Source organism: Thioalkalivibrio sp. AKL19, from assembly GCF_000420165.1.
Classification (GTDB): Bacteria; Pseudomonadota; Gammaproteobacteria; order Ectothiorhodospirales; family Ectothiorhodospiraceae; genus Thioalkalivibrio.
On the sequence record NZ_ATUK01000015.1, the window covers coordinates 1 to 23,597 of the forward strand.

A 23,597-nucleotide genomic window follows, 5' to 3' on the forward strand; every position below is an offset into this window, starting at 1 on the left:
AGTAGTGTGCTGAGTTGTGTGCAGAAGCTGGCAGGAGGTGAGCGGCCATGGTATTCGGGCTGGTTAGCGACCACCGGAACCCCTCAAGGAGGGCGAGACCATGACCACTCACAAGAGCCAGGCTACTGCGGATCGCACGTCACTGCGAGCGCTATTGGGGACAGACGAGGAACTGATGCGCACGCTGGTGCGCGAGGCGGTCCAGCAGGTCCTGGAAGCCGAGATGAGCGACCAGCTCCAGGCGGCACCGGGGGAGCGCACCGAGGGCCGCCTGGGCTACCGGGCCGGGTACTACCCGCGCACCCTGATCACACGCGTGGGCAAGCTGGAGTTGCGGGTCCCCCGGGACCGCAACGGCCAGTTCTCCACCAGCCTGTTCGAGCGCTATCAGCGCTCGGAGAAGGCGCTGGTCTCGGCCCTGATGGAGATGTATGTCCAGGGCGTGTCGACGCGCAAGGTCAAGGCCATCACCGAGGAGTTGTGCGGTCACGGGTTCTCGGCCTCGGCGATCTCGACCATCAACCGGGGGCTGGACGGCCGCCTGGCGGAGTTCGCGTCGCGGCGCCTGGAGGAGCCCTGCCCCTATCTGATCCTGGACGCGCGCTACGAGAAGGTCCGCGAGGGCGGCGTGATCCGGTCCCAGGCGGTGCTGATTGCCATCGGTGTCAACTGGGAAGGCCGGCGTCAGGTGCTGGGGGTGGAGCTGGCCAGTCGCGAGAGCGCGAGCAGCTGGCGCGCCTTCCTGGAGCGGCTGCGCGAGCGCGGGCTGAACGGGGTCGAACTGGTGGTCAGCGACGAGCACGCAGGGCTGCGCCGGGCCATCCTGGAGATCCTCCCGGAAGCGGTATGGCAGCGCTGCTATGTGCACTTCCTGCGCAACGCCCTGGACCACCTGCCGCGCAAGGCCGACGACGACTGCCTGCAAGAGCTGCGCTGGCTCTACGACCGCCGGGATCTGACCGAGGCCCAGCGCGATCTGGCGGCCTGGCTGGAGCGCTGGCAGGCGAAGTATCCCCGCCTGTGCGACTGGGTGGAGGAGAACATCCAGGAGACCCTGACGTTCTACCGCCTGCCGCGGGCCCACCACAAGCACATGAAGAGCACCAACATGCTCGAGCGGCTGAACGAGGAGATTCGGCGCCGAACCCGAGTGGTCCGGATCTTCCCCAACACCCACAGCTGTCTACGTCTGGTGCGGGCTCTGGCCGTCGAAATCCACGAAGGCTGGCTGGAGGACAACCGCTACCTGAACATGGATCTGCTCAAAGAGCACAAGAAAATCCTGCTCCGGCAGGCCGAGGCCGCCTGAGCCATACCGACCAACCGAACATGGCCGACTCACTTCTGCACAACTTGACGCACACAACCCGCCGAGGCAAAAGGCAAGGTTTGACCCCGAAGCTTGACCCTGGCAGCCAGGGCTTGACGTTGCTGGGGATCAAAAGCATCTGTCCCCGTAAAGTCTCCACTTATTCAGCAGTCGCCTGCTTCCTCGCGGATCCGGATTTCGTTCAGCTCAAGCATTTCGGACTCGACCACATCCTTGAAATGTATGGTGTTGTTACCGGTTCGTTCAGCGGACCCTTCGGTATTTCCGGTATCAGCATTCACAAAGGTCTGGGAAAAGGAGCAGAGTGCGCCTCCGTGCGTGAGCGTCATATCGCCAAACCAGTCACCGCCGGTCCAACCTTCGCGGTCAATGTTGCAAGTGAAGCTAACAATAGCTTCCGATTGCGGGTGCGCATCCCTGTCAAGCACGCATGTCCCGCCATCGAACTGGATTGCCGAGACGGTCCAGCCTTCGTTATGAGTGTTGTTGACTCCATAGTTGATATCTCCCACAACCTTGGTGATAACCGTGGGTTCTGCATCCGAGTCATCGGGAAGTGTGTCATCCCCGCAGCCTACTCCATCAGGGTGGAGGCAGTAGTTGCGGCCAGCGTTCCCAATGAACGCTCCTTCGGAGGCTTCTAGGACACTTTCGCAGTTTGCTTGCCCCGTAAGGTGGCTAGACATGAAATGGTGGCCGGCGATGGTTTGGGCAACATAGGAAGGGTTCTCACTGTCGGCCTGGGCAGGTTCGCGCCCCATGCCGACCGCTACGTAGCCGCCTGAGCCATCTTCGACAAAGGCTCGATATCGCCGGATTGTGCTCAGGCGGGCCTCGCGGCTATCCCATGCAGCGGTTTCTGCCGCCGTGTGGTCACCGACGCAAATCCGATCCTGATTGGCGGCGCTGTCTAGGCGAACGACCCCGACGTTGCCGTACCAGCCTTCGCCGATGTAGCACTGATAGTAGAAATACTTGTAGCCCGAGCTCGCGTCCACGAACGGTTCGACTGGCTGCCCTGCCAACTCATTCCCGCGCCTCGTGCAAAGCCCCGCATCGGAGGTCAGGACCCGGGTAAGCTGTACGTTGATGTTGTTACTAAAATAGAAACGACCGCTGACGGTGCTGAAAACCTCGCCTGGGTTCGTCGTTTCCATGGTCATCAGGACCTCGCCGTCGCGAACGAGCTGGACGGTTCCTTCGCCATCGCTCCGCATTTCGGTGCCGTCCTCAAGCGTGGTCCCTTCGATCACATTTGTCGTGGTGGTAATATCAGCCCCTTCCAGAATGTCATCACCGCCCATCCGGGCTCGGCCTGTCGGACGTTCGACAAAGTTTCCGCCATTGCCGTCGGCATCGGCAATGGCGACACTGGTACGAGGGTTCGTCCAGGTGACGGTGCTGTCGAGCGTTATGCTCTGGGGGTTGCCTCGCCGGTCAGTCCATTGGGCGGTGACACTTGGGTCAAAGGAGTGAAAATTGCTGCCTGTGGGCAGGTTGTCCCAAGTAAGTGTGATGGTTGCGTTTTTGCCTTCATACGGCGGTGTGTTTCGCGCATCGTCGATACGATCCAGAAGGTCATCGAACGTGACCGCGTTGCGCAATTTTTCCACTTCGCTTTCGATGACCTGAACGGCTTCCGCGCGAGCTTTGGAGTCCCCTGCGTTTGCCATCAGCTCGCCATGGAGCCTTGCAATCGCGAGCAGCCCAATGGAAACGATAGCGAGTGCCACCAAGGCCTCAATGAGCGTAATGCCTCGGGCGGAGCGATGATTGTCAGGTTTGCGCATGTTGCGTACTCCCAGTCCGCGTTCGGCAGACAGATACGAATTCAAGGGCCAGATCACAGTTCAGACCAATCTCGCCAGGTTCCTGAAAGAACACCGCTTGCCCCGAGGTTGCCAGCTCCGGAGGCTGAGATTGGATCGTAGATAAACGATGGGGTGCCTCCGATATCGGCGGTTTCGCCCTCGATGACCGATGCCCCATAGAATTTCGGTGTGCCATTGGCGCGCAGATCGCCCCGAACGTATAGGACACCGTGCATCTCGAAGTTCCCGGTTACGTCGGCATTTCCGTCGACGACTAAGACCACGGGCGCCTCGCGCGTTCCGACCGTACCGTCGAGCGAGGCGTCGCCGTCGAACCAGATCACCTCGTTGGTCATCCCGTCGATACTTTCCGGGTCCCTTTCGGTCACAACTGAGTCGCGGTAGCTTTCCGCATCCTGCCCCATAAAGTTCAGGAAAAACTGGTCGTTCGTCAGAGAAGCAAGCTGGAGGTCCCCGGCAATAACGTCGGGGCCCACCATGTTGGCGTCCGTGGTGCATTCCCAGAATGGATCTGACGTATTGCAATTCGGGGGTTGTGGGAGGGCAGGAATTGGATCGTTGTCCGACGGGCGCGCTACATCCTCGTTGCGTATGAATGTGTTCCCGGGGTTGCCTGTCACGTCCAGTTCGCCGCCTGACCAGATCGTCAGGTTGTTATAGGCGTTGAAGACACGGGCACGTCCGTTGGTATCCACGCCCCCTCGAGTGATCAGAGGATTCGTGGGTGGGTCGGCCAGCGAAGGCGCGCCACGCACACCGATCGTGATACCCTTTCGAGCAGTGAGGTCGTCGCTCCAGCCACAGGACCAAATGACGGTATCCCGCAGGTTTTCCGGCGGGCCGCCGGGGATCGCCGCGGCAAAGTTCGCGGGGTTACCCGGGCATGTTGGTATGTTCCCGATCTGGTCAGGCGCGACGTAGGCCGCTCGGTACCAGGTTGCGCGGCCGTCCGGAGTATAATCTCTTCCGAATTGCTGGGTTACATCGTCATTATCGATCGCGAATGCAATGGCTTCATCGATACCTGCCTGGGCCGCATTGCCAGTCAGTTTCATTCGAACCTCGTTCGCGGCCATGCGCTCTTCAAGAATCGAGGTTTGCGCCGTAAACAGTACGGTGAGGGTGATGGCGACCATGATGATCAATGCAACCAGTAGCGTCGCCACCCCCTTCTGCCGGGATGGCATGGTCTTGAGTTGCGTCGAAATCATGGTTCGATCCTCGCGAAAATGCGGTTGTTTCGGACGCGGATGGTCTCGTCAAAATTCACCGATGTCCCGGAATTTCTGCGGTCATTGGCGGCTAGCAACAATCGGATCTGTCGGCTCTCGATGTAAATGTTGCTCTCGCCTGATTCAACTTCTTTAGAGTAATAATCTTCGCAGAAGGCGGTTGCTCCTGCTCCAGCCTGGTCAAAAGCGTCTATCGGAGCGTTCGCTCCAGAGCTGATATCCAGTGTGGTGTTGAGGCAGGAGGAATCCTCTGAGCTGAACGTCATCTCTGTGACGTTCGTGGTGGCCGGATCGCTGAGATCCTCCCAGCGCCCGGTAGTGCAACTTGTGGTATTGGTTACGCTTCCATCGACGAGCATCTGGATCGTGCCGTCATTGGGATTTTGTCGGTACCCAAAAATAAACTGGTCACCCTCGGCGACTAGGTCACTCAGGTCATTGTTCATGTTGTAAGGCGTACCACCCATGGGGTCGTAGCGGAATGTGGGGTCATAACTGAACAAGATGCAGTTTCTGCTACCGCCGCCGAAGTCATGAATGGCGATTTCGCGATCAATCTCCATAAAAGGGTTGCCCATGGGGCCCGCAAGACGGCTCGGATGGCTGTAGCCAGCACGGCGCAAATCGGTGGCGATGAAATCCATGGGGATGCGCGTGTCTTGCATAACGCGAGCCTCAGTGACCACGAACGCGCTGCCGCGGATTACCGTGATGTACAGGGCGGTGACGCCGGCGATTACGATTAGGCCGACCACAATCCCGATCATCAGCTCGACCAGGGTGAACCCCCGGCTACTACCGGAGAAATGTCGCGGTAGCCGCGAGAAGCGGTTTGTTTGCACAGGTGTCAACATTCGCTGTAGGCCCCCATGGCGCGATTGGTGCCGCAGGCACGTGGCCGTCCAATCGGGTTGATCTGAACTTCCATTCCGAAGCTGTCGGAGGTGAAGGAGAGATTTTGACGGTCGTTGGGATTGAGGAGCGCTCCACGAACGTTGTCAAACTCGATCTCTTGGTCGCCCGTCATGGTGACCCCTCGGAAGCCGTCGTGGGTTCGAGTGCGCTCCACTGGCGCCTCGCCGCCCGCCATGACGATGGTGCAAGAATCCGCCACCATGCAGTCGCAGCCCGCGGTATCGGAGATCGCGTGGCACCAACTGTCACCGTCCACCTTGCTGACAAAAAAGATGTTCTGGCCTTGCTTGATGGCCTCGGTGCGGGCCATCTGGATCTGGTCGAGGGCACTTTCGGCGGCACCGATTACGCGGCGCTGCTCGGCCAGGTTGAAGGCCGGAGCAGTCAGCGTGACGAGGACCACCAGCACGGCGATGGTGATCATGAGCTCGATCAGGGTGAAGCCGAAGGGTTTTTGCGGTGCGGCCATGCGCGGTCCCCGGGCAGGAGGAAGGGAGGTCTCGACTCCCATTATACGGTTTGGGGTATCTTGGGCATGCCGTCTGGCTACCGCTCGTGGTGCGAATGCTTCCACTCGCGATATTGACAGGGCTAGCTGGCGGGCGATTGTGGTGGAATCGGGTTTGGCGAAAACGGAAGTGTCCGAGGGGATAGAGCGATGAAGGCAGCAAACACGAAGGCGCTGGGATTCACCCTGATCGAGCTGATGATCGTGGTCGCGGTCGTGGCCATCCTGGCGGCAATCGCATATCCGTCGTATCAGAACTACATCCTCAAATCGCAGCGCGCCGATGCGCACGATGCGCTGCTCCGTATCCAGTTGGAACAAGAGCGCTGGCGGGCCAACAACGCTACGTACGCTACTATGAGCGAACTGGGTGGGTCTGAGAATTTCAACAATGAGAATTACACCCTGAGTATCACCGGCCCTGACGGCGATGGCTCACCGAGCGGCACCGGTTACCAAGCGGTCGCCTCTCCACAGGGGCGTCAAACCAATGATTCAAGGTGTCAGACGATCACCCTCGCAGTTACCGGCGGTTCGGCCGTACGCGGCGGGACTCCAGGAGGAGAGGAGGAATGCTGGTGAGGTGCTGCCCACCTGGCTGTCTGAACCGGATTTATGGCTCGATCTTACAGTCTGACTGCGGTTCACTTCGCGGCCGCCCGATGCTGCTGACGATCACGCGGCGCCCCTCCTCGGCGCGGCCGCATACGGTGAAGCTTCCCATCTGCAAGGCGCCACTGGTGCGCTGCGTCGTTCCGCGGGGCACGTACGAGACGTAGTCCCGAACCGGTGAGTTGCCGCTGACCTGGACGTTGGCCAAGTTCGGGGCAGCGTGCCCGATCAGCGGATCGCCGTCGGCTCGGTCCCCCGTGTTGCCTCGATCCGCAAACCAGATCCAGCCATCTGCCCAGTCGCCGTCTTCGCGGCAGGTCTCGCCGTCGCTGGACGGGCACAGGGTGACGCGCTCGTTGCGCTTGATCGCCTCGCTGCGTGCAAGATGCATGGCGTTGAGCAGGCTGTTGGTGGCGCCGATGACGCGTTGACGCTCGAGCATCTGGCCGAAGCTAGGGGCGGCGAGCATGGCCAGGATGGCGAGCACGCCCAACGCGACCATCAGCTCGATGGCCGTGATTCCTTTGCAAGTCTGCATCGTCGTCTCCTCCCTGAGATCGCGTGCATGCGAGAGCATAGACGAGCGCGGCGCCCGAGGCCACGGGCCAGGTCGGGTGGTGCTGGAACGTTGCGGGCGACAGGTTGCCTACAAGTCAGAGGTTCCGGCAGGCATGCTGGCGATGGTGCTGACTGGATGCCGCGGATGCGACCGGAGATTGCTTCGCTTCGCTCGCAATGACGGGCCGGGGGCTCCGTAATGACGCGGCGTGGCAGGTGCAGCGAAATTGAAGGTGCTGGAGGTTAGCAGGCTCATGGTGAAGGACGTGCAGCGGATGGATCAGGCGGATCTGCTGGATTTGCAGCAGCAGGCGGCGCGTCAGGCGGGGGTGTCGGTTGGGTTTCGTGACGACGCGCGTTCCGGCGCGTCGACGCCGGAGCTGCAGGTGATTCCGGCCGGGGAGTTCGAGATGGGTTCGGATGCCTCGGAGTACGGCCATCAGCCGCATGAGGCACCGCGGCGCTACGTGGCGCTGGAGCGACCCTTTGCGCTGGGGCGCTATCAGGTCACCCGCGAGGAGTGGGAGGCTTTCCAGGCGGCGACTGGCTGGGAACCCTGGGAGTGGCTGGTGTGGCCCAGCACCCCGCGCATGCCGATCTTCAACATCAAGCCGGACAGCATCCAGCAGTATCTGGACTGGCTGAGCGAGGAGACGGGCAAGCGCTATCGTCTGCCGACCGAGGCGGAGTGGGAATACGCCTGTCGGGCGGGCACGCGCACGCCGTTCGCCTTCGGCGAGGTGGTGGGGTGCCGCGACGTGCACTTCAATTCGCTGTTTCCGTACGAGGAGCGGCGCCAGCGGCGCAGGTGGTATATCCCGGCGTGTTTCCCGTTGTCGCGCCCGCTGGATGTGGGCAGCTTCCAGCCGAACCTCTGGGGGCTGTACGACATGCACGGGAACGTGCAGGAGTTCACCTCCACCCCCTGGCACGACGGACACCAGTCGCTGCCGCGTGACGGCGTCTATCGCCGAGACCCGGAAAACGAGTGGGTGGTGACCAAGGGCGGCTCCTGGTTCGATGCCGCCGTGAATACGCGCAGCGCGGCCCGCCGCCGCCGCAACATCGACGAGATGGATACCAATCTGGGCTTCCGCGTCCTGCGCGAGCTGGACGATTAGTCACTTCGCCCGAGGGCTATGCGTTTCGCTGCGCTCAACAGCATCCTACGCGGGGCTGGCTGGACGTAGGGTGCACTGAGCGAAGCGAACTGCACCGATCCGTTATTCGGGTCGAAACAGGTGTATTTCCAAACCCTCAATGTGCCGATAGTGCCGATCGTTGGCCGTGACGAGTGGCAGGCCCAGCTGTGTGGCGGTCGCCGCGATCAGCGCATCGGCCATCTGCATGTTGTGGCTGAGGGCGTAGGTCTCGACAAGGAAGGTTGCGCGGTTCGAGATGGCTTCGCTTACCGGTTGGATGCGGGCGTCCCAGTACTGGATGGCTTGGCGCAGCGCGCGGAATTCGGTCTGGTCGCGCAGGCCCTGGATGAGCTCCATGTAGGTTACGGCGGACACCGTGAATCCGGGCGAGCGGTCGAGCCATTCGCCGGCTTTCTGATTCCCGCGCAGATTCCAGATCAGGACATCCGTGTCCACTAGCATTACTTGAATTTCCTCGGTTGCCGGATTCGTCGGACGTGTTCGTCAACCGAGCCTTGCTGGTCTCGCCAGAGTCCAAACAGTGGATTGTGGGCGGCGCGTGCTTGCGGGGCCGCGGCGCTCCGGTATGGGACCAATTTGGCGCGCAGGCGCCCTCGATACGTGATTTCGATTTCCTCGCCCCGGTCCACGGCGGCGAGCAGTTCGCGGCTGTGCAGGCGCATGTCCTTGGTGGTGGCTTCCATGGCGGCCTCCCTTGGTTACACTTTGAAGTGTAACTTGTGCGCGTTGGGGGTCAAGAAGCTGGGTTGCTGGCCACGGCCATTTTGATGCGTTTCGCTTCGCTCAGCAGCATCCTACGCAGGGCTGGCTGGACGTAGGGTGCACTGAGCGAAGCGAGCTGCGCCATTGGTTTGCTGCTTACCGTTAAGCGTTATATCATGTGCCCATGATCAGAAGCTTTCGGTGTAGGGAAACCCGGGCGCTGTTCGAAACGGGCAGAAGTCGACGTTGGTCAAGCGTCCGAACGATCGCGGAACGCAAGCTGATTCAGCTTCAATCGGCGGAGACGCTGCAGGATTTGCGGTCACCGCCGGGAAACCGGCTGGAACCCCTGTCTGGTGACCGCGTGGGACAGCACAGCATTCGCATCAATGCCTAGGGAAACACTGATCAATGTACGCGCTCGCGTTGGTGCCCCCTGTTTTCCGAGACAAGGCGCGTCGCGCAGTGCCGTAGTCATTCTACGGCCAAGCGGCGTAACGCCGGATCGGGCAACAGGGGGCACCAACCCCACAGGGGCTCGGCCGCTTTTGCGCGCGCACGGCGTTGCGGCTCCCTTGTGCAGAGTGACTGCACGGCAGTCGCCGCGCCTTGTTCGCGTGCAAAAGCGACTCGAGCGCGAGTGCGTACATTGATCAGTGTTTCCCTGGTGGCGCATTTGTTTCCGGTGGACGGACGAGGGTGCCGAGGACGTGGAGATCGTCGATTACCACTGAAGGGTTCGCGAAGGAGGTTAGAGCATGACTACAAACGGTATGCGGCCCATCCATCCAGGCGAGGTCCTGCGCGAGGAGTTTCTTGCTCCGCTAGGGCTTAGTGTGAACGCGCTTGCCGGGGCATTGCACGTGCCGACGACGCGCATGAATGACATTGTGCGCGAGCGCCGGGGCGTCTCCGCCGACACGGCCATGAGGCTGGCGCGTTATTTCGGTACTTCCGAGCGTTTCTGGCTGAACCTCCAGGTTGAATACGAATTGCGGCGTGCCCAGATCGAACTCGCCGACCGCGTGCGTAGCGAGATCGAACCCCGCGCCGCGTGATCACGGTTGGACGCAGGGTGCACTGAGCGAAGCGAACTGCACCGTTTGCATGAAGGCGCTACAGCCAGCGGGCGAGCCAGAGGCGCAGGCGGAGCTCCAGCGGTGGGGCGTAGCCCTGCTTGCGGAAGACGATCTCGCCGTCGGGGTTGATGATGAAGGTCGCTGGGACGCCACGCACGTTGTAGCGCGCGGCGAGGGCGCCCTCCGGGTCGTTGATCACGGCCAGTTCGCGCTCGCGTTCGTTCAGATGGTCGAGTACCTCTTCCTTTACGCCAGACTGCATGGCGACTGTCAGCACTGGATGGCTTTGCGACAGGCGTACGATCTCGCCTTCCTCCAGGCGGCAGATCGGGCACCAGGTGGCCCAGAAGTGCAGCAGCATGGGTTCGTCCGCGTAATCCGCCAGTGTCACGGGCGTGCCGTCCAGCAGCTGGGCCTCGAACACGGGGGCCGGGCCCTCGACCATGTCGCGCGCCATCCAGGCGCGCACGGCCAGGAAGATCACCAAGGCCAGGCCGATCTGGATGCCCCAGCCGAGCGCGCGGCGGCGTCGGGAGGGCTTGGGGCGTTTCGGCTTTTCGGGCTGTTTTTCGGTCAACGGATCATCTCGGCTTGTCCGGGGCGGGCGCGGGTGCCCCGCTTCTTGGGGCCCTTGCGCACGGCGATGCGTACCAGTTCGTCCTCGTCGTCCATCAGGCGTTCCCGCTGCGCGTCGGTAAGCAGCGGGTTGCGCGCGACGAAGTAGCGCAGGTTGGGGTCGCGGTCGTTCACGCAGGCCTCCACCTGTTCCGGCGTCAGGTCCGGGCGCTTGGCGCAGTTCAGGCGTACGGTCTGGTTGGGGTCGGCCAGCAGCAGGGCGACCTCTTCGGGTGTCAGGTCCATACGGCGGGAGAAGTAGGCCTTCACCTGGGCGTGCTGGTCGCGTACCAGCAGCGGCCGCCAGGGGTCCTCGAGGTCCGCGGACAGGGCCAGGTCCATGCGCTCTTCAAATGACAGCGCCTTGTATTGGCGGGCAAGCGTCTCCATCGGACGGGCATTATAGGGGGGTGGTTGGGTTCCGGGTGTACGCCCCCACAATCTGCAGGAACGACACCATGCGAAAGCCTGTCGTACCATAAGCAGACTGTAATTTTCTCCGACCGCGTCGGGGAGCGAGGAACGCATGAATGCACCGGTAGCCGACAAGCCGCTTTATCACGTCCCGACCACGGCACACGTGACGGCCTCGCTGCATGCGTTGAGCGATGCTCAGCGCGACGAACTGGTGCGCCGTATCAAGCGGCTGCTGATCGAGCGCAACGCGGTGCTGGTTGCGCATTACTACGTGGATGAATCCCTGCAGCGTCTGGCGGACGAGACCGGCGGCTGTGTGTCCGACTCCCTGGAGATGGCGCGCTTCGGCAAGGAGCACCCGGCCGAGACGCTGGTGGTGGCCGGGGTGCGCTTCATGGGCGAGACCGCCAAGATCCTGAGCCCGGAAAAGCGCGTGCTGATGCCGACGCTGGAGGCCGAGTGCTCGCTGGATCTGGGCTGTCCGGCGGACGAGTTCGCGAAGTTCCGCGCGCAGTATCCGGACCACACGGTCGTCGTGTACTCGAACACATCGGTGGACGTGAAGGCGCAGGCCGATTACGTCGTCACCTCCAGCATCGCCGTACCGCTGGTCGAGCACCTGCGTGATCAGGGCAAGAAGGTCCTCTGGGCCCCGGACAAGCACCTGGGCGACTACATCCGCCGCACCACCGGCGCCGACATGGTGCTGTGGGACGGTTCCTGCGTGGTCCATGACGAGTTCCGGTCCTGGGCGCTGGAAGATCTACGCGGGCGCCATCCCGGCGCCGCCGTGCTGGTGCATCCGGAGTCGCCGCGCGAGGTGATCCACCAGGCCGATGTGGTCGGGTCCACCAGCCAGCTGATCGCCGCGGTGAAGGATCGCCCGGAACAGGAATTCATCGTCGCGACGGACAAGGGCATCTTCTACAAGATGCAGCAGGCGGCGCCGGACAAGAAGCTGATCGAGGCGCCCACTGGTGGCCACAGCGCCACCTGCACCAGTTGCGCGCACTGCCCGTGGATGGCGATGAACGACCTGGTCTCGCTGGCCGAGACCCTGGAGGACACCGCCGAACCGGCAAAGAACGAGATCTTCATCGACGAGACCGCGCGCCAGAAGGCCCTGGTCGCCACCCAGCGCATGCTCGACTTCGCCGCCGAACACCGCAAGGCCACCGAAGGCGACGCCTGATGTCGCATATCCGTAGGAGCCTGCTTGCAGGCGAATGCCCCTGCCAAAGTTGGATGCGGACAAGGGCTTCGCCTGCAAGCAGGCTCCTACGATGGGGTTGCTGTTTATCGGTCGTTAAGCCACGCGGCCCACTGCGAGTGGGTGGAGGCGTCCACGCCGGCAGCTTTTGCTTCCTGCTGCAGGAAGGTCTGCAGATCGGCCATCAGTTCGGAATCCATCAGCTCGGGCTCCAGCGTCAGCTGCGCGTGCAGGGTGCTGTAGACGAGCTTCAGTTCATTCACCGGGTAATGCGACCAGTCGAGGTGGGCCATGGTGTCCGTTCTCCGTATGCGATGGGTGATCAGTATCTACCAAGCCAGCTTGGCGTTGGTGGCGGTCGCCGGACAAATGGGCTTGCGGAGCGTCGGAGATGTTTAAGCGCCGGGCGCATTTGCTGGTGGCGGCCGAGCGACCCGACGGGCGTGCGGCGCGCGTGGCCGAGCTGGCCGCCGCGGCCGAGTTCGAGGACTGGATCGAGGTGCGCCCGGCGCGGGCCATGGCCGAGGTTGCGGACGAGGATCTGGCCTGGGCCGATCTGCTGGTCGCGGTCGACGCGGCGGCTGGTCGCGCCATGCCCGCGGAGCGCCCGGCCGCCTGCCGTCCTAAATACTGGAAGCTGCCGGGGGAAACCGGGGCGGCTTTCGATCTGCAGACCCTGGAGGCGTTGCGCTGCATGGTTGGCGGTATGCGCATGCTCGCGCGCGTGGATGCCGAAGACGAGGCCTGAGGTGATGTAAGGGGACGCGGCAACCGCCATCCGAAACCGGCCGTTCGCATCCTGTGTCATCCCGGCCGCCGCGAAGCGGAGAGCCGGGATCTCCGGTGGTTCCGGTGGCTTTGGCGTATGAGATCCTGGATAACCGCTGCGCGGTTTCCGGGGTGACGACGAAAGGGGGTCTGGTCGAGGGTCAGGTCGGGCCGGGTACGGAAGCGTTATTCTGGATGGTAGGGCGTCGGCGCGCGGGCATGGAGCTGGGCCAGGTGGTCCTCGTATAGCGCCCAGATGCGAGGGGCGATGGCACCGCGCGAGCCGGGGTAGGTCAGGCGGTCGGGGTTGAAGCTGATCAGGCGTTCAATCTCGGTGCAGCGCAGTTCCTCGTTGATCACGTTGAAGATCAGGATCTGTGTGCCCTGGTCGGCGATGGGCAGCAGCGCGCCGATGATGCCGGTGTCGTTCAGCCCGGGTTCGCCGCGGGCATCGCCAAGCTCCGCGGGCGGACGGACCAGGGTGCCCAGCAGCTCCTGATAGGCCTGATCGCAGGCGTAGCAGATCTCGGGTGCGCGCAGTCCCTGTACCCGCGCACAGGCCTGCTGCACCGTGGTGTCGGGCAGAGCCATGCGTTCCGGAGGGAGCGCAATGCGGTTGCTCTCGCCGTTCGGCAGCAGGCGCGGCACGGACTCCTGGCAGGAGGGGCAGCGCCAGGTGGCAACCCGCGGCCCGTCGATTACGTTGCTGGGGGGCATGCGACGACCATTATTCGGGGTGTCGGGTCAGTATACGGCGCGCGATCGCGCGTGCCCGCCCCCGCAAGGCCGGCTGCTGGCAGCGCCGGTCCCGTGACGAGCCCCCTTTTCAAGCGGCGTGCCCGTCTCAGCCGTAGTAGTCCGGCTCGTTGCCGGGGCGCCACTTGATGTTGCAGCCGAGGCTCGGATGCTGCGGCTCGGGCGCCGGCTGGCCGGCGAGCAGGGCGTCGCTGGCCGCGCGGAGGTCACGGCCGGTCACTGGCGTGTCGGAACCCGGGCGCGTCTCGTCGAACTGCCCACGGTAGAACAGCTTGCGGTCGGCATCGAACAGGTAGAGGTCCGGGGTGCAGGCGGCGTGGTAGGCCCTGGCGACGGACTGGTCCTCGTCCAGGCAGTAGGGGAAGTTGTAGCCGAAGCGGCGGGCATCATCCTTCATCTTGTCCGGCGCGTCGTCCGGCACGGCCTGGATGTCGTTGGAGTTGATCGCGATCACCGCGATGCCCTTGTTCGAGTATTCGCGGCCGTAGCGGGCGAATTCGTGACGGATCAGCTGCACAAACGGGCAGTGATTGCAGATGAAGGCAATCATGTAGCCTTTCGCATCGGGAAAGCTGTCGAGGCTGATGGTCTCGCCGGATACCACGTCCGGCAGGGAGAAGTTCGGTGCCTCGGTGCCGAGTTCGATCATCTGCGAGGGGGTGCGGGCCATGACTGCTCCAGTAGTCGGATTTGCGACAATTATACGGCGTTGGCCGGGGATGCTTGAAACCTTCCGCACGCGCCAGCACTCTTTCGAATAATACCTGAGCAATGGAGTAGGGAATATGGGCTGGGTGACCGGTGTCGTACAGGAGCGGAAGCAGTGGACGGATCGCCTGTTCTCGCTGCGCGTGGATGCCGAGGTCGAACCGTTCAAGGCGGGGCAGTTCAATCGCCTGCGCCTGGAGATCGACGGGGAGATGGTCGGCCGGCCGTATTCCTACGTGAACGCCCCGGACGAACGCCCGCTGGATTTCTACCTGATCACCGTGCCGGATGGTCCGCTGTCCAACCGCCTGGTGCAGCTGGAGCCGGGTGATACGGTGGAGTTGATGCCGCGCGCGACGGGCTTCTTTACCCTCGACGAGTTACCGGACAGGCGTGACCTGTGGCTGCTCTCCACCGGTACCGCGCTGGGGCCGTTCCTGTCCATGCTGAAGACGGATGCCCCCTGGGAGCGCTTCGAGAACATCCGCCTGGTCCACGCGGTTCGCCAGGTGGAGGAGCTTACCTATCAGGACACGATCCGGCAGTTCCAGGAACGTGACCCGAAGCAGTTCCAGTACATTCCGTTTGTCAGCCGCGAGCCGTTCCCGGGCGGGCTCGAGGGCCGTGTACCGGCCGCGATCGCCGAGGGCCGCCTGGAGCATCACGCGGGCCTGAAGATCACGCCGGAGCACTCCCAGGTGATGCTGTGCGGCAACCCGGCCATGGTGCAGGACACCACCGCCATCCTGAAGGAGCGCGGGCTGGAGAAGAACCGCCGGCGCAAGCCGGGGCAGATCACGACCGAGAATTACTGGTAGGCCCCCGGATATGTAGGAGCGTGCTTGCACGCGAAGCCCCTGCCAAAGTCGGAAGTGGGCAGGGGCTTCGCGTGCAAGCACGCTCCTACGAGTATCAAGCCCCCGGGGCGGGCCCCGGTTCTAGTCCAGCAGGTTCGCCGACCAGGCGCGGATCAGGCCGGCGACGTAGCGGGTGTGTTCCGGGCGCGAGAGCAGGTGGTCGGTCTGGTGCAGGGCGACGAAGCTCTTGGGGTGGTGGGCCTGCTGGAAGATCTTGCGGGCGTGATCGACGCTGACCACGGTGTCGCCCGGTGCGTGCAGCAGGAGGAGCGGCTGCTTCAGGGTCTCCAGGGCGTGGTCCAGGGTCGGTTCCTCGATCGAATCGATGAAGGCGCGACCGATCTCCACCGGTCGCCCGCCGATATTGATGCGCGCGCAGCCCTCGCGCCGGATTTCGTCGGCGGTGTCGCCGAACAGGTGGGCGACATGTCCGGGCCGGCTGGGGGCAGCGATGGTCACGATGCCGTCGAGCGACTCGCGCTGAGCGCCGACATAAATCGCCATGGCACCGCCGAAGCTGTGGCCGATCAGCAGGTTGGTATGCCGCCCTGTGTGGGTTTCCAGCGCCTCGATGGCGGAGTGCAGGTCCTCGCAATAGCTCTCCAGCGTACTGTCGCGGAATTCGCCTTGCGAGTCGCCCAGCCCCATGAAGTCGAAGCGCAGCGTGGCGATACCCTCCTCGGCGAGCGCGCGTGCCAGTCGCACCGTGGCGGGGAAATCCTTGGAGCAGGCGAAGCAGTGCGCAATGCAGGCCTGGCCGCGGATGGCCTCCGCCTCGGGCGCGACGACCACGCCGCCCAGCCGGGTGCCGCGCGGGGTCTGGATGGTGAGCGACGTGTTGTGAACCGCCATCGGGTAGGCTCCGGTAACAAGGGAGGGCTGGCTATGGTCCCGCCGGGGACGGTCTGCGATCATACGGGTTTGATGATCCGAATGGCCACGCGGGGAGTCCCCCGGTACACGGCCACCACTTCACGGGACCACTGGGGGCCGGCTTGGAAACCGAGAGTCAGATTCGCGCACGCCTGGCCGAGCTGGAGGCCGAGCACCGGGCCCTGGATTCCGCGATCGGCGTGATGCACGAGCAGGCCGCGCCGGACATCTTTGCCATCCAGCGCCTGAAGAAGCGCAAGCTGCAGCTCAAGGACGCCATCCAGCGTCTGCGCAGCCGCCTGATCCCCGACCTCAACGCCTGAACCGTCTTGATTCACCACGAAGTACACGGGGACACGCAGGAGAGAAAAGCGCCTGACAGGAAGATTAGAAGACGCGAAGAAAGGCAAGGCTATTGGTCTTGGGTCAAGATCGATCTGGTAAGCGTTCACCCGTCGGTCGGGTCTGGGGCTCACGACCAGCCGCAAAACAATCTGTTTTTCTTCCGCTCTTCCATCCTTCCTGTTAACCGATCTTGAACTTGCATTTCCTCGCGCGCTTCGTGGTGAGCAAAAAAAACGGCGCCCGGAGGCGCCGTTCGAGTGTGTTCCGTACAGGAACGCCGGGGACTAGCCCCAGATGTCGTTGGTGATGCCGGCGTACCAGGCCCGGGTGTATTCCGCCTCGCGGCGGCGGAAGCTGGAGCTGGCACCCGACGGGCTGACGCCGCCGGCACCGGATACCCCGGCCATCGCGCCGTCCTGGTACTGGTAGACCGCGGCCACGCTGATTGCGTAGTCCGGGGTGACCAGGCTGTAGCAGGTGTTGGCGGAGGAGGGGTTGATCGGCTCCTGACCCGAGACCTCGCGCACGATGGCGGCGGCCACGATCTTGCCCTGGTTGTTGGCCGAGTGGCCGGACTTCGGCATGGCGCCGGCCACGCTGGCATCCCCCAGGACGTAGATGTTGTCGTCCATCTCCGACTTGAAGGTCAGCTGGTCGACCGGCACCCAGCCTTCGTCGTTGGTCAGGCCCACGTCATGGGCGATCTGACCGGCACGCTGGGCCGGGATGAAGTTCAGCACGTCGGCGCGGACGCGTTCGAAACCGCTGTCGGCCAGTACGGTCATGTTGGAGACGTCGATCTCCTCGGCGCGACCGCCATCGGAACCGGCGCGCCACTCGATCATGTCGCCGTAGTGTTCGGCCCAGCCTTCCTCGAACAGGCCCTGCTTGGAGAAGCCATCCTTCGGATCGAGGATGATGATCTTGGAACGCGGCTTTTCCTGCTTGAAGTAGTTCGCGACCAGCGATACCCGTTCGTACGGCCCCGGCGGGCAGCGGAACGGGTTGGGCGGAGCGACCATGACGAACACGCCGCCGTTCGGCATGTCGCGCAGCTGGGAGCGCAGCAGCTCGGTCTGCGAGCCGGCTTTCCATGCGTGCGGGATCCGGTCGGCATCGGACTCGGAGATGCCTGGCATGTCGTCGTAGCGGAAGTCGATGCCCGGGGACATCACGAGCTTGTCGTAGCTCACGCGGTCGCCTCCGCTCAGGCGCACGCTGCGCGCGTCGGCGTCCACCGCGGTGACCCGGTCCTCGATGATTTCGATGCCGTAGTCGTCGCGCAGGGTGTCGTAGCCGTGGGCAATGTCGTCCATGCCGGCGAAGCCGCCGATCACCCAGTTACTGCCGTAGCAGGTGTAGTAGGTGGCGTTCGGCTCGATCAGCGTGACTCGCATGTTGGGCGAGAACTGCTTGATGTACTTCGCGGCGGTGGCACCGCCGGAGCCGCCGCCGACGACGACCACATGGGCCTTGTCGGCTCCCCGCATGCCGTTGGCGGCGCAGCCGATACCGGTGAAGGCCGCGGCACTACTGATGCCGGCGACCTTCAGGAAATTGCGTCGAGTAAAGTCTTGCATAATTGGATTCCCCCTGATCAGAAGCGGCTGAAGTAGCCGGCCATCGCTTCCATTTCCTCGTCGGTGTAGCCCTTGGCGTGACGATCCATGATCGTCGCGTCGCGGTCCCCGTCGCGGAATGCCTTCATCTGGCTCACGATGACGTCAGCGGGAATGCGGTTCAGGTCAGGAACCCCGCTGTCAGCAGCGGCTGCGTTGTGACAGGCCTTGCAGGAGGCGGCCATCAGCTGGCCCCGGGTGATTTCGTCGTCGGCGAGGGCCTGGGTAGCAGTGCCCGCCATCGCCAGAGAGGCGGCAAGCCCCACCAGGTACAAATGCGATTTCTTCATTGAAACGGACTCCTCCGTTAGAAGTGGCTTTTTGCGAGCGACAGCTGTGACGTACTGCCTTCATCCTTTGGCCCGGTGTGATGATCCGGGTTGTGATTCGCGCCATCGGGTTCGAGCCCGATAGTTGCGCCTGATCGCGAAAACGAACGATCATGCAGACCGTATAGCACAGAAAAAACGCCTTTTCGATACATTGCAAAGGCAACTGCGGTCAGGAGGAGTGCCATGACAGGGGAACGACGGCGTCATCCACGGATCCCGATGACGGTCGAGGTTGTGGCCGAGTGCGAGAGCGGGGACAAGGTCACCCTTACCACCAACGACATCTCCGGCGGCGGGGCCTTCCTGGAGTGGGACGATCCGGAAAACGCCTGCGTGGGACATCTGATGAAGCTCGCCTCGGACGACGAGTTGATGCTGCAGGTGTTCGGCGTGCTGGGTGATGGCGGTGAGGCGCCGCGGGTGAAGGCCCAGGTGGTGCGGGTGATGGATGGCGGCATCGCGGTGCGTTTCGACCCCGAGGAACTGGAATAGGCAGGCGACTGCCCCGAGCGCGCGTTACGCCTCGCGCTCGATCTGTTCCAGGCCTGCGGCCCACTCGTCGGCGATCAGCGGATTGGTCAGCAACCAGTGCACGGTGTCCGGGCTCCAGTCGTCGCGCGCCTCCTGCAGCGCCGTATCCCAGTCCGTGACCGCGTAATCCCCGCGCCCGACGCCACTGAGCGCCTGCAGCTCCGCCTGCTGTTCGGGGCCCAGGTCGCGTAGCGTACCCTCGAGTTCCTGCAGGGTCAGGTCGCTGGCGTGGTCGGCCAGCACCTGCAGGGCCCAGTCGTCGTCGCTGCCTTCGGCCCCGGTGTCCGGGAAGACCACATCCTCCTTGGCGTGGAATTCCCGTGCGGCCTGGATTAGTCGTTCCATGGTCTCGCCGGTGATGCCAAGGGAGACGGTCATCGTCGGGGGCTAGTGGGACGGGGTCCGCTCCTGGGCGAGGACCCAGGGCGCGGCCACGATGGCGGTGAAGATCGGATCGTTCGCGGCCCAGCGGCGGGCATCGTCATCCGAGGCGCGCGCGACCTGGTCATTGGCCAGCCATTCGCTCACCTGTTGGGTGGCGTCATCGCGGAAGGCGCGGGCCACCTCGATCAGGTCCAGTTCCGGCGCCACGCGGATCACCACGCCGCGGGCAAAATGCGGCATGAGTTCCTTCCACGGCAGTGGGCCGGCCTCTTCTTCCAGCGGGATTTCGGGTTGTTCGGCAGGGGCGTCGTGCATGACGGTTCCGGTCGGTTTCAGATATCGTTCAGGCTAGGCCGATACCCTTGCATCTTCAAGACCTTTCCACGCAAATGCCCGGAGGATGCGCCGACATGCGACCTACGCCGGATCTGCAGCCCGGACACCGCGTGTGGCACCTGATGCGGCCCCGCACGGGCCCCGTGCTGGTGCTGGCCACGCTGCTGTTTGTCGCGCTCCCGGCCCAGGGCCAGTTCAACACCGATGACCCCGAGGCCGCCGTCTGGGATCTGGACGAGGCCGTCGCCCAGATCGAGGCGCATTACCCCGGCCGGGTGCTGCATGCCCGCGAGGACGTGAGCCGCTACGGGGCGCGCCTGTTCGTGATCCGCATCCTGACCAACGACCAGCAGGTGCGTACCCTGCGCATCGAGGAAGGTACTGAAGTGGAGCTCCCGGAATGAACCTGCGCGTGGTACTGATCGAGGATGACGTCGCCCTGCGCAACCAGATCGGCGAGGAGCTGGACCGCAGCGGCTGTCGCGTGGATACCGCCTCGGATGGCGAGACCGGGCTGTACCTGCTGACCGAGTACCACTGCGATATCGCCGTGGTGGATCTCGGCCTGCCGGGCATGGACGGGCTCGACGTGATCCGCAAGGCGCGCGAATCGAAGCCGCGCCTGCCCATCCTGATCCTGACCGCGCGCGATCGCTGGCAGGACAAGGTCGAGGGCCTGGAGGCCGGTGCCGACGATTACCTGGCCAAGCCGTTCCATATCCAGGAGCTCCTGGCCCGGCTACGTGCCCTGGCACGGCGCAGCCTGCAGTCCGGCCAGGAGCGTCTCCACTTCGGTCCGCTGGTGATCGACACTGCCGGCGACGAGGTCTGGCTGAACGGCGAACCGGTGACCCTGACCACGTTCGAGTACCGCCTGCTGATGACCCTGGTCCGCCAGCCCGGCCGGGTGCTCAGCAAGGACGCGCTGGCGGATTACCTCTACGATCACGACGAGGATCGCGAGAGCAACGTGATCGAGGTGCTCATCGGGCGCCTGCGGCGCAAGCTGGATGCCGACGGCAGCCTGGGCCTGATCGAGACCCTGCGCGGGCGTGGCTACCGCTTCGCCCGCGAACCCGACGCCGCGCCGGAAAACGAGTCGGACAGCGCCCGATGAGTCGCCGCGAGGCCGCCCGGTCCGCATGAGAGCGGTCCTGCGCCAGCTGCGCGGCAGCCTGGTCCTGCGGCTGGCGGGTGTCACGGCAGTCACCGTCCTGATCTTCTCGCTGCTGACGGCCTGGGTGCTGGAGGCGGGGTTTCGCGACAACGCCGCGGATGCCGTGGAAACGCGGCTGGAGGCCCAGGTCCTGTTGTTGATGGGGCTGGCCGAGGTCATCGGGCCGGCCGATGTCCGGGTCCCCGAGATGCTCCCGGAGAGCCGCCTGCAGCTTCCGGTCAGCGGCCTCTATGCCCGCATCCTCGGCGAGGAGGGCCAGACCCTTTGGCGTTCGCCATCGGCCGTCGGGGTCTCGCTGCGCGACTGGTCGGAAGACGAGTACTTCAGTTTCAGCCTGCCGGTGCAATGGGAGCTGGAAGGGGACCAGGTGGGCCTCACCTTCCAGATGCTGGAGGACCGCGAGGCCTTCAACGAGCAGGTCGAGCAGTACCGCACCAGCCTGTGGCAGGGGCTGGGCGCGATGACCCTGTCGATGATCCTGGTGCTGTCCCTGGCGCTGTGGTTCTGGGGGCTGCGCCCGCTGCGCCAGGTCAGGCGCGACCTGGACGCCCTGCGCCACGGCGATCATGCCCGCCTGGCCGGGGACTACCCCACCGAGGTTCGCGCCCTGACCGGCAGCATCAACGACCTGGTCGAGTTCGAGCGGGCGCGCCTGGCGCGCCAGCAGAATGCCCTGGCGGACCTGGCCCACAGCCTGAAGACCCCGATCTCCGCGCTGCGCCTGAATCTCGAGAGTAGTCGCCCGGACACCGACGACATGCAGCGCCAGGTGGATCGGCTGCAGGGCATCGTCCAGCACCAGCTCAATCAGGCCCAACGGCTCGGCCCGGCTCCGTTCCAGGCCGCCGAGCCGCTGGCGCCGATCATCGAACGGACGGGACAGGCGCTGGGCCGGCTCGCGGCGCAGGAGGGGGTGGCGCTGGAGACCGATCTGGCCCCGGGCTGCGCGCTGCGCATGGACAGTGGCGCGATATTCGAGCTCCTCGGCAACACCCTGGATAACGCCATTCGCCATGCGACCACGCGGGTCCGCGTGACCACCCGCTGCCAGCCGGGCGAGGTGATGCTGATCATCGACGATGATGGCTCCGGCATTCCGCCGGCCGACCGCGCCCGGGTGCTGGAGCGCGGCCAGCGCGCGGATACCCGCGGTGGCCAGGATGACGGCCCAGGCGAGGGGCAGGGCCTGGGACTCAGCATCATCCACACGCTGGTCACGGACCACGGCGGGACGCTGTTCATCGAGCAGGCCCCGGAGCTCCATGGCGCGCGCATCCGCATGGTGTTCTCCGCGTCCTGAAGACAGTGCGGACGGAGTCGGGGCTCTCCCTTGATGCGTTTCGCGGTGCTCAACGCATCCTACGAGGATCCCTAATGGCACCCCGCCGCTTGGCATCGTGCACCGTAGGATGTGTTGAGCGTAGCGAAACGCATCGACCAGGGTGTGTCGCTCCCCAAACCCTTCGAAGTCAGAGCGTCAGGCCGTCCAGCGGCATCGCCGGGGGCTCGTCGAGCACGCTGTCGCGCACCAGCGCCGCGGCGCCGCAGGCGAAGGTCCAGCCGAGGTGGCCGGAGCCCGTGTTGAGGTAAAGCCCGGGCACCGCGGTGGGTCCGAGGATCGGGGTCCCGCGCGCGCTCATCGGACGCAGGCCGGTCCACGGCGCCATCGCCCCGGCGTCGAAGGCCCGGGGCAGGCCCGTCAGCGTGCGCCCGCACTGGTCGAGTACGTTGGCCGCGCGCGCGGTGTTCAGATGGCGGTCGCGGCCGGCGAATTCCGCGGTGCCCGCCAGGCGCAGTCGGTGGCCCAGCGGCGTCATCACGACCTTGTTGGCATCGTCGATGATCGGCAGGTTGAGGTGGCAGTCGGGATTCATCGGCAGGGTTAGCGAGTAGCCCTTCACCGGCGCCACCGGAAGGCGCAGGCCCAGCGGGTGCAGCAGGTCGGGGGCGTGATAGCCGTTGGCCACCACGCAGGCATCCGCCGCGATGGGCCCCTCGGAGGTCTCCACCGCGTTGATCCGGCCCTGGTGGGTGCGCAGGCGCCGGACCGTGACGTTCGGGTAGTAACGGATCCCGCGGCGCTGGCCGATCGTCAGCAGCTGCTCGGTGAACCGGGCGGCGTCACCGATGGCATCACCCGGGAAGAACAGCCCGCCGCACAGGCGGTCGCGCACCGGCGCCAGCGCCGGTTCCTCGGCGACGATTCGCTCCACATCCCAGTTCTCGAAGCGGACGTCTTCGTCGCGCATCGACTCGCTGGCCGCGCGATTGTGAGCCTGGCTGGCGGGGTCCTGGAAGAGCTTCAGGATGCCGCAGCGGCGAAAGTCGAACGCCAGCCCCTCCGAGGCCAGTTCCCCTTGCAGGCGATCGATCTCCCTGAGCGAAAAGGCGGCCAGGCGCGCATTCAGGCGGGTGTGCTGCTCGAACAGCGAACGGCGGCTGTGCCACAGGAAACGCAGCCCCCAACCGGTCAGCCCCGGCAGGGCGTGCGGGCGCAGCAGCAGCGGCGATTCCGTGTGGCCCAGAAAGCGCAGAAGGTCCAGGCCCACGCCGGGCGTGTTCCAGGGTTCGGCGTGGCTCGCGTGGAGCATGCCGCCGTTGGCCTGGCTGGAGCCGGTCGCCGGGGCGGGGCCGGCATCGACCAGCACCACCTCGGCTCCGGCCTCCTGCAGGTACCATGCGGTGGTGACGCCGATCACTCCGGCCCCGATTACGACTACGCGCATCCGTTGCTTCCC

30 protein-coding genes and 1 pseudogene are annotated in these 23,597 nt (G+C 64.4%); 13 read left to right on the forward strand and 18 right to left on the reverse strand.

What is annotated here, in order from left to right; genetic code table 11:
- Nucleotides 1–100 precede the first annotated feature (100 nt).
- Nucleotides 101–1,309, forward strand: coding sequence for an IS256 family transposase (locus tag F817_RS0111165; RefSeq protein WP_024325948.1), 1,209 nt, complete (start codon nucleotides 101–103; stop codon nucleotides 1,307–1,309).
- A gap of 164 nt (nucleotides 1,310–1,473) precedes the next feature.
- Here the strand turns inward: F817_RS0111165 and F817_RS0111170 are convergent, their stop codons facing one another.
- Genes F817_RS0111170 through F817_RS0111185 form a run of 4 tightly spaced genes read right to left on the reverse strand, consistent with a single transcriptional unit; the run spans nucleotide 1,474 to nucleotide 5,778 of the window.
- A complete protein-coding gene (locus F817_RS0111170) occupies nucleotides 1,474–3,120 on the reverse strand; it encodes a prepilin-type N-terminal cleavage/methylation domain-containing protein (protein ID WP_024327731.1) in 1,647 nt (548 codons plus the stop codon).
- A 53-nt stretch (nucleotides 3,121–3,173) separates the two neighbouring features.
- Nucleotides 3,174–4,373: a PilX N-terminal domain-containing pilus assembly protein gene (locus F817_RS0111175; RefSeq protein WP_024327732.1), complete on the reverse strand. Its 1,200-nt coding sequence runs from the start codon at nucleotides 4,371–4,373 to the stop codon at nucleotides 3,174–3,176.
- A complete protein-coding gene (locus F817_RS0111180) occupies nucleotides 4,370–5,248 on the reverse strand; it encodes a PilW family protein (RefSeq protein ID WP_024327733.1) in 879 nt (292 codons plus the stop codon). Before F817_RS0111180 ends, F817_RS0111175 begins: the two co-directional genes overlap by 4 nt.
- Nucleotides 5,242–5,778, reverse strand: a complete 537-nt coding sequence (locus F817_RS0111185) for a GspH/FimT family pseudopilin (RefSeq protein WP_024327734.1) — start codon at nucleotides 5,776–5,778, stop codon at nucleotides 5,242–5,244. Before F817_RS0111185 ends, F817_RS0111180 begins: the two co-directional genes overlap by 7 nt.
- A 189-nt stretch (nucleotides 5,779–5,967) precedes the next feature.
- On the opposite strand from F817_RS0111185, the gene F817_RS0111190 reads away from it, so the two are divergent.
- Complete coding sequence (locus tag F817_RS0111190) at nucleotides 5,968–6,399, forward strand: type IV pilin protein (RefSeq protein WP_024327735.1); 432 nt, start codon at nucleotides 5,968–5,970, stop codon at nucleotides 6,397–6,399.
- Nucleotides 6,400–6,430: 31 nt separating this feature from the next.
- Here the strand turns inward: F817_RS0111190 and F817_RS0111195 are convergent, their stop codons facing one another.
- On the reverse strand, nucleotides 6,431–6,967 hold the full coding sequence (locus F817_RS0111195; RefSeq protein ID WP_024327736.1) for a Tfp pilus assembly protein FimT/FimU: 537 nt from the start codon (nucleotides 6,965–6,967) through the stop codon (nucleotides 6,431–6,433).
- 274 nt (nucleotides 6,968–7,241) lie between these two features.
- On the opposite strand from F817_RS0111195, the gene F817_RS0111200 reads away from it, so the two are divergent.
- Nucleotides 7,242–8,108, forward strand: coding sequence for an SUMF1/EgtB/PvdO family nonheme iron enzyme (locus tag F817_RS0111200; protein WP_024327737.1), 867 nt, complete (start codon nucleotides 7,242–7,244; stop codon nucleotides 8,106–8,108).
- Between the two features lie 102 nt (nucleotides 8,109–8,210).
- Here the strand turns inward: F817_RS0111200 and F817_RS0111205 are convergent, their stop codons facing one another.
- Both F817_RS0111205 and F817_RS0111210 read right to left on the reverse strand, forming a co-directional pair.
- Entirely contained in the window at nucleotides 8,211–8,591 is a 381-nt protein-coding gene (locus F817_RS0111205; RefSeq protein ID WP_024327738.1) for a type II toxin-antitoxin system VapC family toxin, read from the reverse strand.
- Nucleotides 8,591–8,833 carry a type II toxin-antitoxin system Phd/YefM family antitoxin gene (locus F817_RS0111210; RefSeq protein WP_024327739.1) on the reverse strand — a complete coding sequence of 81 codons (243 nt, stop codon included), beginning with the start codon at nucleotides 8,831–8,833 and terminating at the stop codon, nucleotides 8,591–8,593. Before F817_RS0111210 ends, F817_RS0111205 begins: the two co-directional genes overlap by 1 nt.
- A gap of 203 nt (nucleotides 8,834–9,036) precedes the next feature.
- On the opposite strand from F817_RS0111210, the pseudogene F817_RS14335 reads away from it, so the two are divergent.
- Both F817_RS14335 and F817_RS0111220 read left to right on the forward strand, forming a co-directional pair.
- A pseudogene (locus F817_RS14335) lies at nucleotides 9,037–9,246 on the forward strand (type II toxin-antitoxin system RelE/ParE family toxin); the annotation flags it as partial.
- Nucleotides 9,247–9,610: 364 nt separating this feature from the next.
- The gene (locus tag F817_RS0111220) at nucleotides 9,611–9,910 is read left to right on the forward strand and encodes a HigA family addiction module antitoxin (protein WP_018144608.1); all 300 of its coding nucleotides are present in this window, start codon (nucleotides 9,611–9,613) and stop codon (nucleotides 9,908–9,910) included.
- Between the two features lie 58 nt (nucleotides 9,911–9,968).
- Here the strand turns inward: F817_RS0111220 and F817_RS0111225 are convergent, their stop codons facing one another.
- Together F817_RS0111225 and F817_RS0111230 are read right to left on the reverse strand one after the other, a co-directional pair.
- A complete protein-coding gene (locus tag F817_RS0111225; protein ID WP_024327740.1) occupies nucleotides 9,969–10,508 on the reverse strand; it encodes a protein disulfide oxidoreductase in 540 nt (179 codons plus the stop codon).
- A complete protein-coding gene (locus tag F817_RS0111230; RefSeq protein ID WP_024327741.1) occupies nucleotides 10,505–10,936 on the reverse strand; it encodes a hypothetical protein in 432 nt (143 codons plus the stop codon). Before F817_RS0111230 ends, F817_RS0111225 begins: the two co-directional genes overlap by 4 nt.
- A 136-nt stretch (nucleotides 10,937–11,072) precedes the next feature.
- Between F817_RS0111230 and nadA the strand changes: the two genes are divergently transcribed.
- A complete protein-coding gene (nadA, locus tag F817_RS0111235) occupies nucleotides 11,073–12,155 on the forward strand; it encodes a quinolinate synthase NadA (protein WP_024327742.1) in 1,083 nt (360 codons plus the stop codon).
- A gap of 104 nt (nucleotides 12,156–12,259) precedes the next feature.
- Here the strand turns inward: nadA and F817_RS0111240 are convergent, their stop codons facing one another.
- The gene (locus F817_RS0111240) at nucleotides 12,260–12,466 is read right to left on the reverse strand and encodes a hypothetical protein (RefSeq protein WP_024327743.1); all 207 of its coding nucleotides are present in this window, start codon (nucleotides 12,464–12,466) and stop codon (nucleotides 12,260–12,262) included.
- Between the two features lie 98 nt (nucleotides 12,467–12,564).
- Here F817_RS0111240 and F817_RS0111245 point away from each other — a divergent pair, with 98 nt between their 5' ends.
- A complete protein-coding gene (locus tag F817_RS0111245; protein WP_024327744.1) occupies nucleotides 12,565–12,921 on the forward strand; it encodes a hypothetical protein in 357 nt (118 codons plus the stop codon).
- Between the two features lie 206 nt (nucleotides 12,922–13,127).
- Here F817_RS0111245 and F817_RS0111250 read toward each other — a convergent pair whose 3' ends face one another.
- Both F817_RS0111250 and F817_RS0111255 read right to left on the reverse strand, forming a co-directional pair.
- The gene (locus F817_RS0111250; protein ID WP_024327745.1) at nucleotides 13,128–13,658 is read right to left on the reverse strand and encodes a hypothetical protein; all 531 of its coding nucleotides are present in this window, start codon (nucleotides 13,656–13,658) and stop codon (nucleotides 13,128–13,130) included.
- 127 nt (nucleotides 13,659–13,785) lie between these two features.
- Nucleotides 13,786–14,367: a thioredoxin family protein gene (locus tag F817_RS0111255; protein WP_024327746.1), complete on the reverse strand. Its 582-nt coding sequence runs from the start codon at nucleotides 14,365–14,367 to the stop codon at nucleotides 13,786–13,788.
- Nucleotides 14,368–14,482: 115 nt separating this feature from the next.
- Here F817_RS0111255 and F817_RS0111260 point away from each other — a divergent pair, with 115 nt between their 5' ends.
- On the forward strand, nucleotides 14,483–15,223 hold the full coding sequence (locus F817_RS0111260) for a ferredoxin--NADP reductase (protein WP_024327747.1): 741 nt from the start codon (nucleotides 14,483–14,485) through the stop codon (nucleotides 15,221–15,223).
- 120 nt (nucleotides 15,224–15,343) lie between these two features.
- Here the strand turns inward: F817_RS0111260 and F817_RS0111265 are convergent, their stop codons facing one another.
- A complete protein-coding gene (locus F817_RS0111265; RefSeq protein WP_024327748.1) occupies nucleotides 15,344–16,114 on the reverse strand; it encodes a S9 family peptidase in 771 nt (256 codons plus the stop codon).
- A gap of 143 nt (nucleotides 16,115–16,257) precedes the next feature.
- Here F817_RS0111265 and F817_RS0111270 point away from each other — a divergent pair, with 143 nt between their 5' ends.
- Entirely contained in the window at nucleotides 16,258–16,458 is a 201-nt protein-coding gene (locus F817_RS0111270; RefSeq protein ID WP_017942660.1) for a YdcH family protein, read from the forward strand.
- Nucleotides 16,459–16,764: 306 nt separating this feature from the next.
- Here the strand turns inward: F817_RS0111270 and F817_RS0111275 are convergent, their stop codons facing one another.
- Both F817_RS0111275 and F817_RS0111280 read right to left on the reverse strand, forming a co-directional pair.
- Entirely contained in the window at nucleotides 16,765–18,060 is a 1,296-nt protein-coding gene (locus F817_RS0111275) for an NAD(P)/FAD-dependent oxidoreductase (RefSeq protein ID WP_024327749.1), read from the reverse strand.
- 17 nt (nucleotides 18,061–18,077) lie between these two features.
- On the reverse strand, nucleotides 18,078–18,389 hold the full coding sequence (locus F817_RS0111280) for a c-type cytochrome (RefSeq protein WP_017942662.1): 312 nt from the start codon (nucleotides 18,387–18,389) through the stop codon (nucleotides 18,078–18,080).
- A gap of 225 nt (nucleotides 18,390–18,614) precedes the next feature.
- On the opposite strand from F817_RS0111280, the gene F817_RS0111285 reads away from it, so the two are divergent.
- Nucleotides 18,615–18,923, forward strand: a complete 309-nt coding sequence (locus F817_RS0111285) for a PilZ domain-containing protein (RefSeq protein ID WP_081644495.1) — start codon at nucleotides 18,615–18,617, stop codon at nucleotides 18,921–18,923.
- 24 nt (nucleotides 18,924–18,947) lie between these two features.
- Here the strand turns inward: F817_RS0111285 and F817_RS0111290 are convergent, their stop codons facing one another.
- Together F817_RS0111290 and F817_RS0111295 are read right to left on the reverse strand one after the other, a co-directional pair.
- On the reverse strand, nucleotides 18,948–19,340 hold the full coding sequence (locus F817_RS0111290; RefSeq protein WP_024327751.1) for a DUF3775 domain-containing protein: 393 nt from the start codon (nucleotides 19,338–19,340) through the stop codon (nucleotides 18,948–18,950).
- Nucleotides 19,341–19,349: 9 nt separating this feature from the next.
- Complete coding sequence (locus tag F817_RS0111295) at nucleotides 19,350–19,661, reverse strand: DUF2288 domain-containing protein (RefSeq protein WP_024327752.1); 312 nt, start codon at nucleotides 19,659–19,661, stop codon at nucleotides 19,350–19,352.
- Nucleotides 19,662–19,756: 95 nt separating this feature from the next.
- On the opposite strand from F817_RS0111295, the gene F817_RS0111300 reads away from it, so the two are divergent.
- From F817_RS0111300 to F817_RS0111310, 3 genes are read left to right on the forward strand one after another with little or no spacing between them, the layout of a single operon-like run.
- Complete coding sequence (locus tag F817_RS0111300; RefSeq protein WP_024327753.1) at nucleotides 19,757–20,086, forward strand: PepSY domain-containing protein; 330 nt, start codon at nucleotides 19,757–19,759, stop codon at nucleotides 20,084–20,086.
- A complete protein-coding gene (locus tag F817_RS0111305) occupies nucleotides 20,083–20,799 on the forward strand; it encodes a response regulator transcription factor (protein ID WP_024327754.1) in 717 nt (238 codons plus the stop codon). The genes F817_RS0111300 and F817_RS0111305 overlap by 4 nt, the downstream gene beginning before the upstream one ends.
- A 25-nt stretch (nucleotides 20,800–20,824) precedes the next feature.
- Nucleotides 20,825–22,159 (forward strand): ATP-binding protein, encoded by a 1,335-nt coding sequence (locus tag F817_RS0111310; protein WP_024327755.1) that lies wholly within the window; start codon nucleotides 20,825–20,827, stop codon nucleotides 22,157–22,159.
- 169 nt (nucleotides 22,160–22,328) lie between these two features.
- Here F817_RS0111310 and F817_RS0111315 read toward each other — a convergent pair whose 3' ends face one another.
- On the reverse strand, nucleotides 22,329–23,585 hold the full coding sequence (locus F817_RS0111315) for an FAD-dependent oxidoreductase (RefSeq protein WP_024327756.1): 1,257 nt from the start codon (nucleotides 23,583–23,585) through the stop codon (nucleotides 22,329–22,331).
- Nucleotides 23,586–23,597 lie beyond the last annotated feature (12 nt).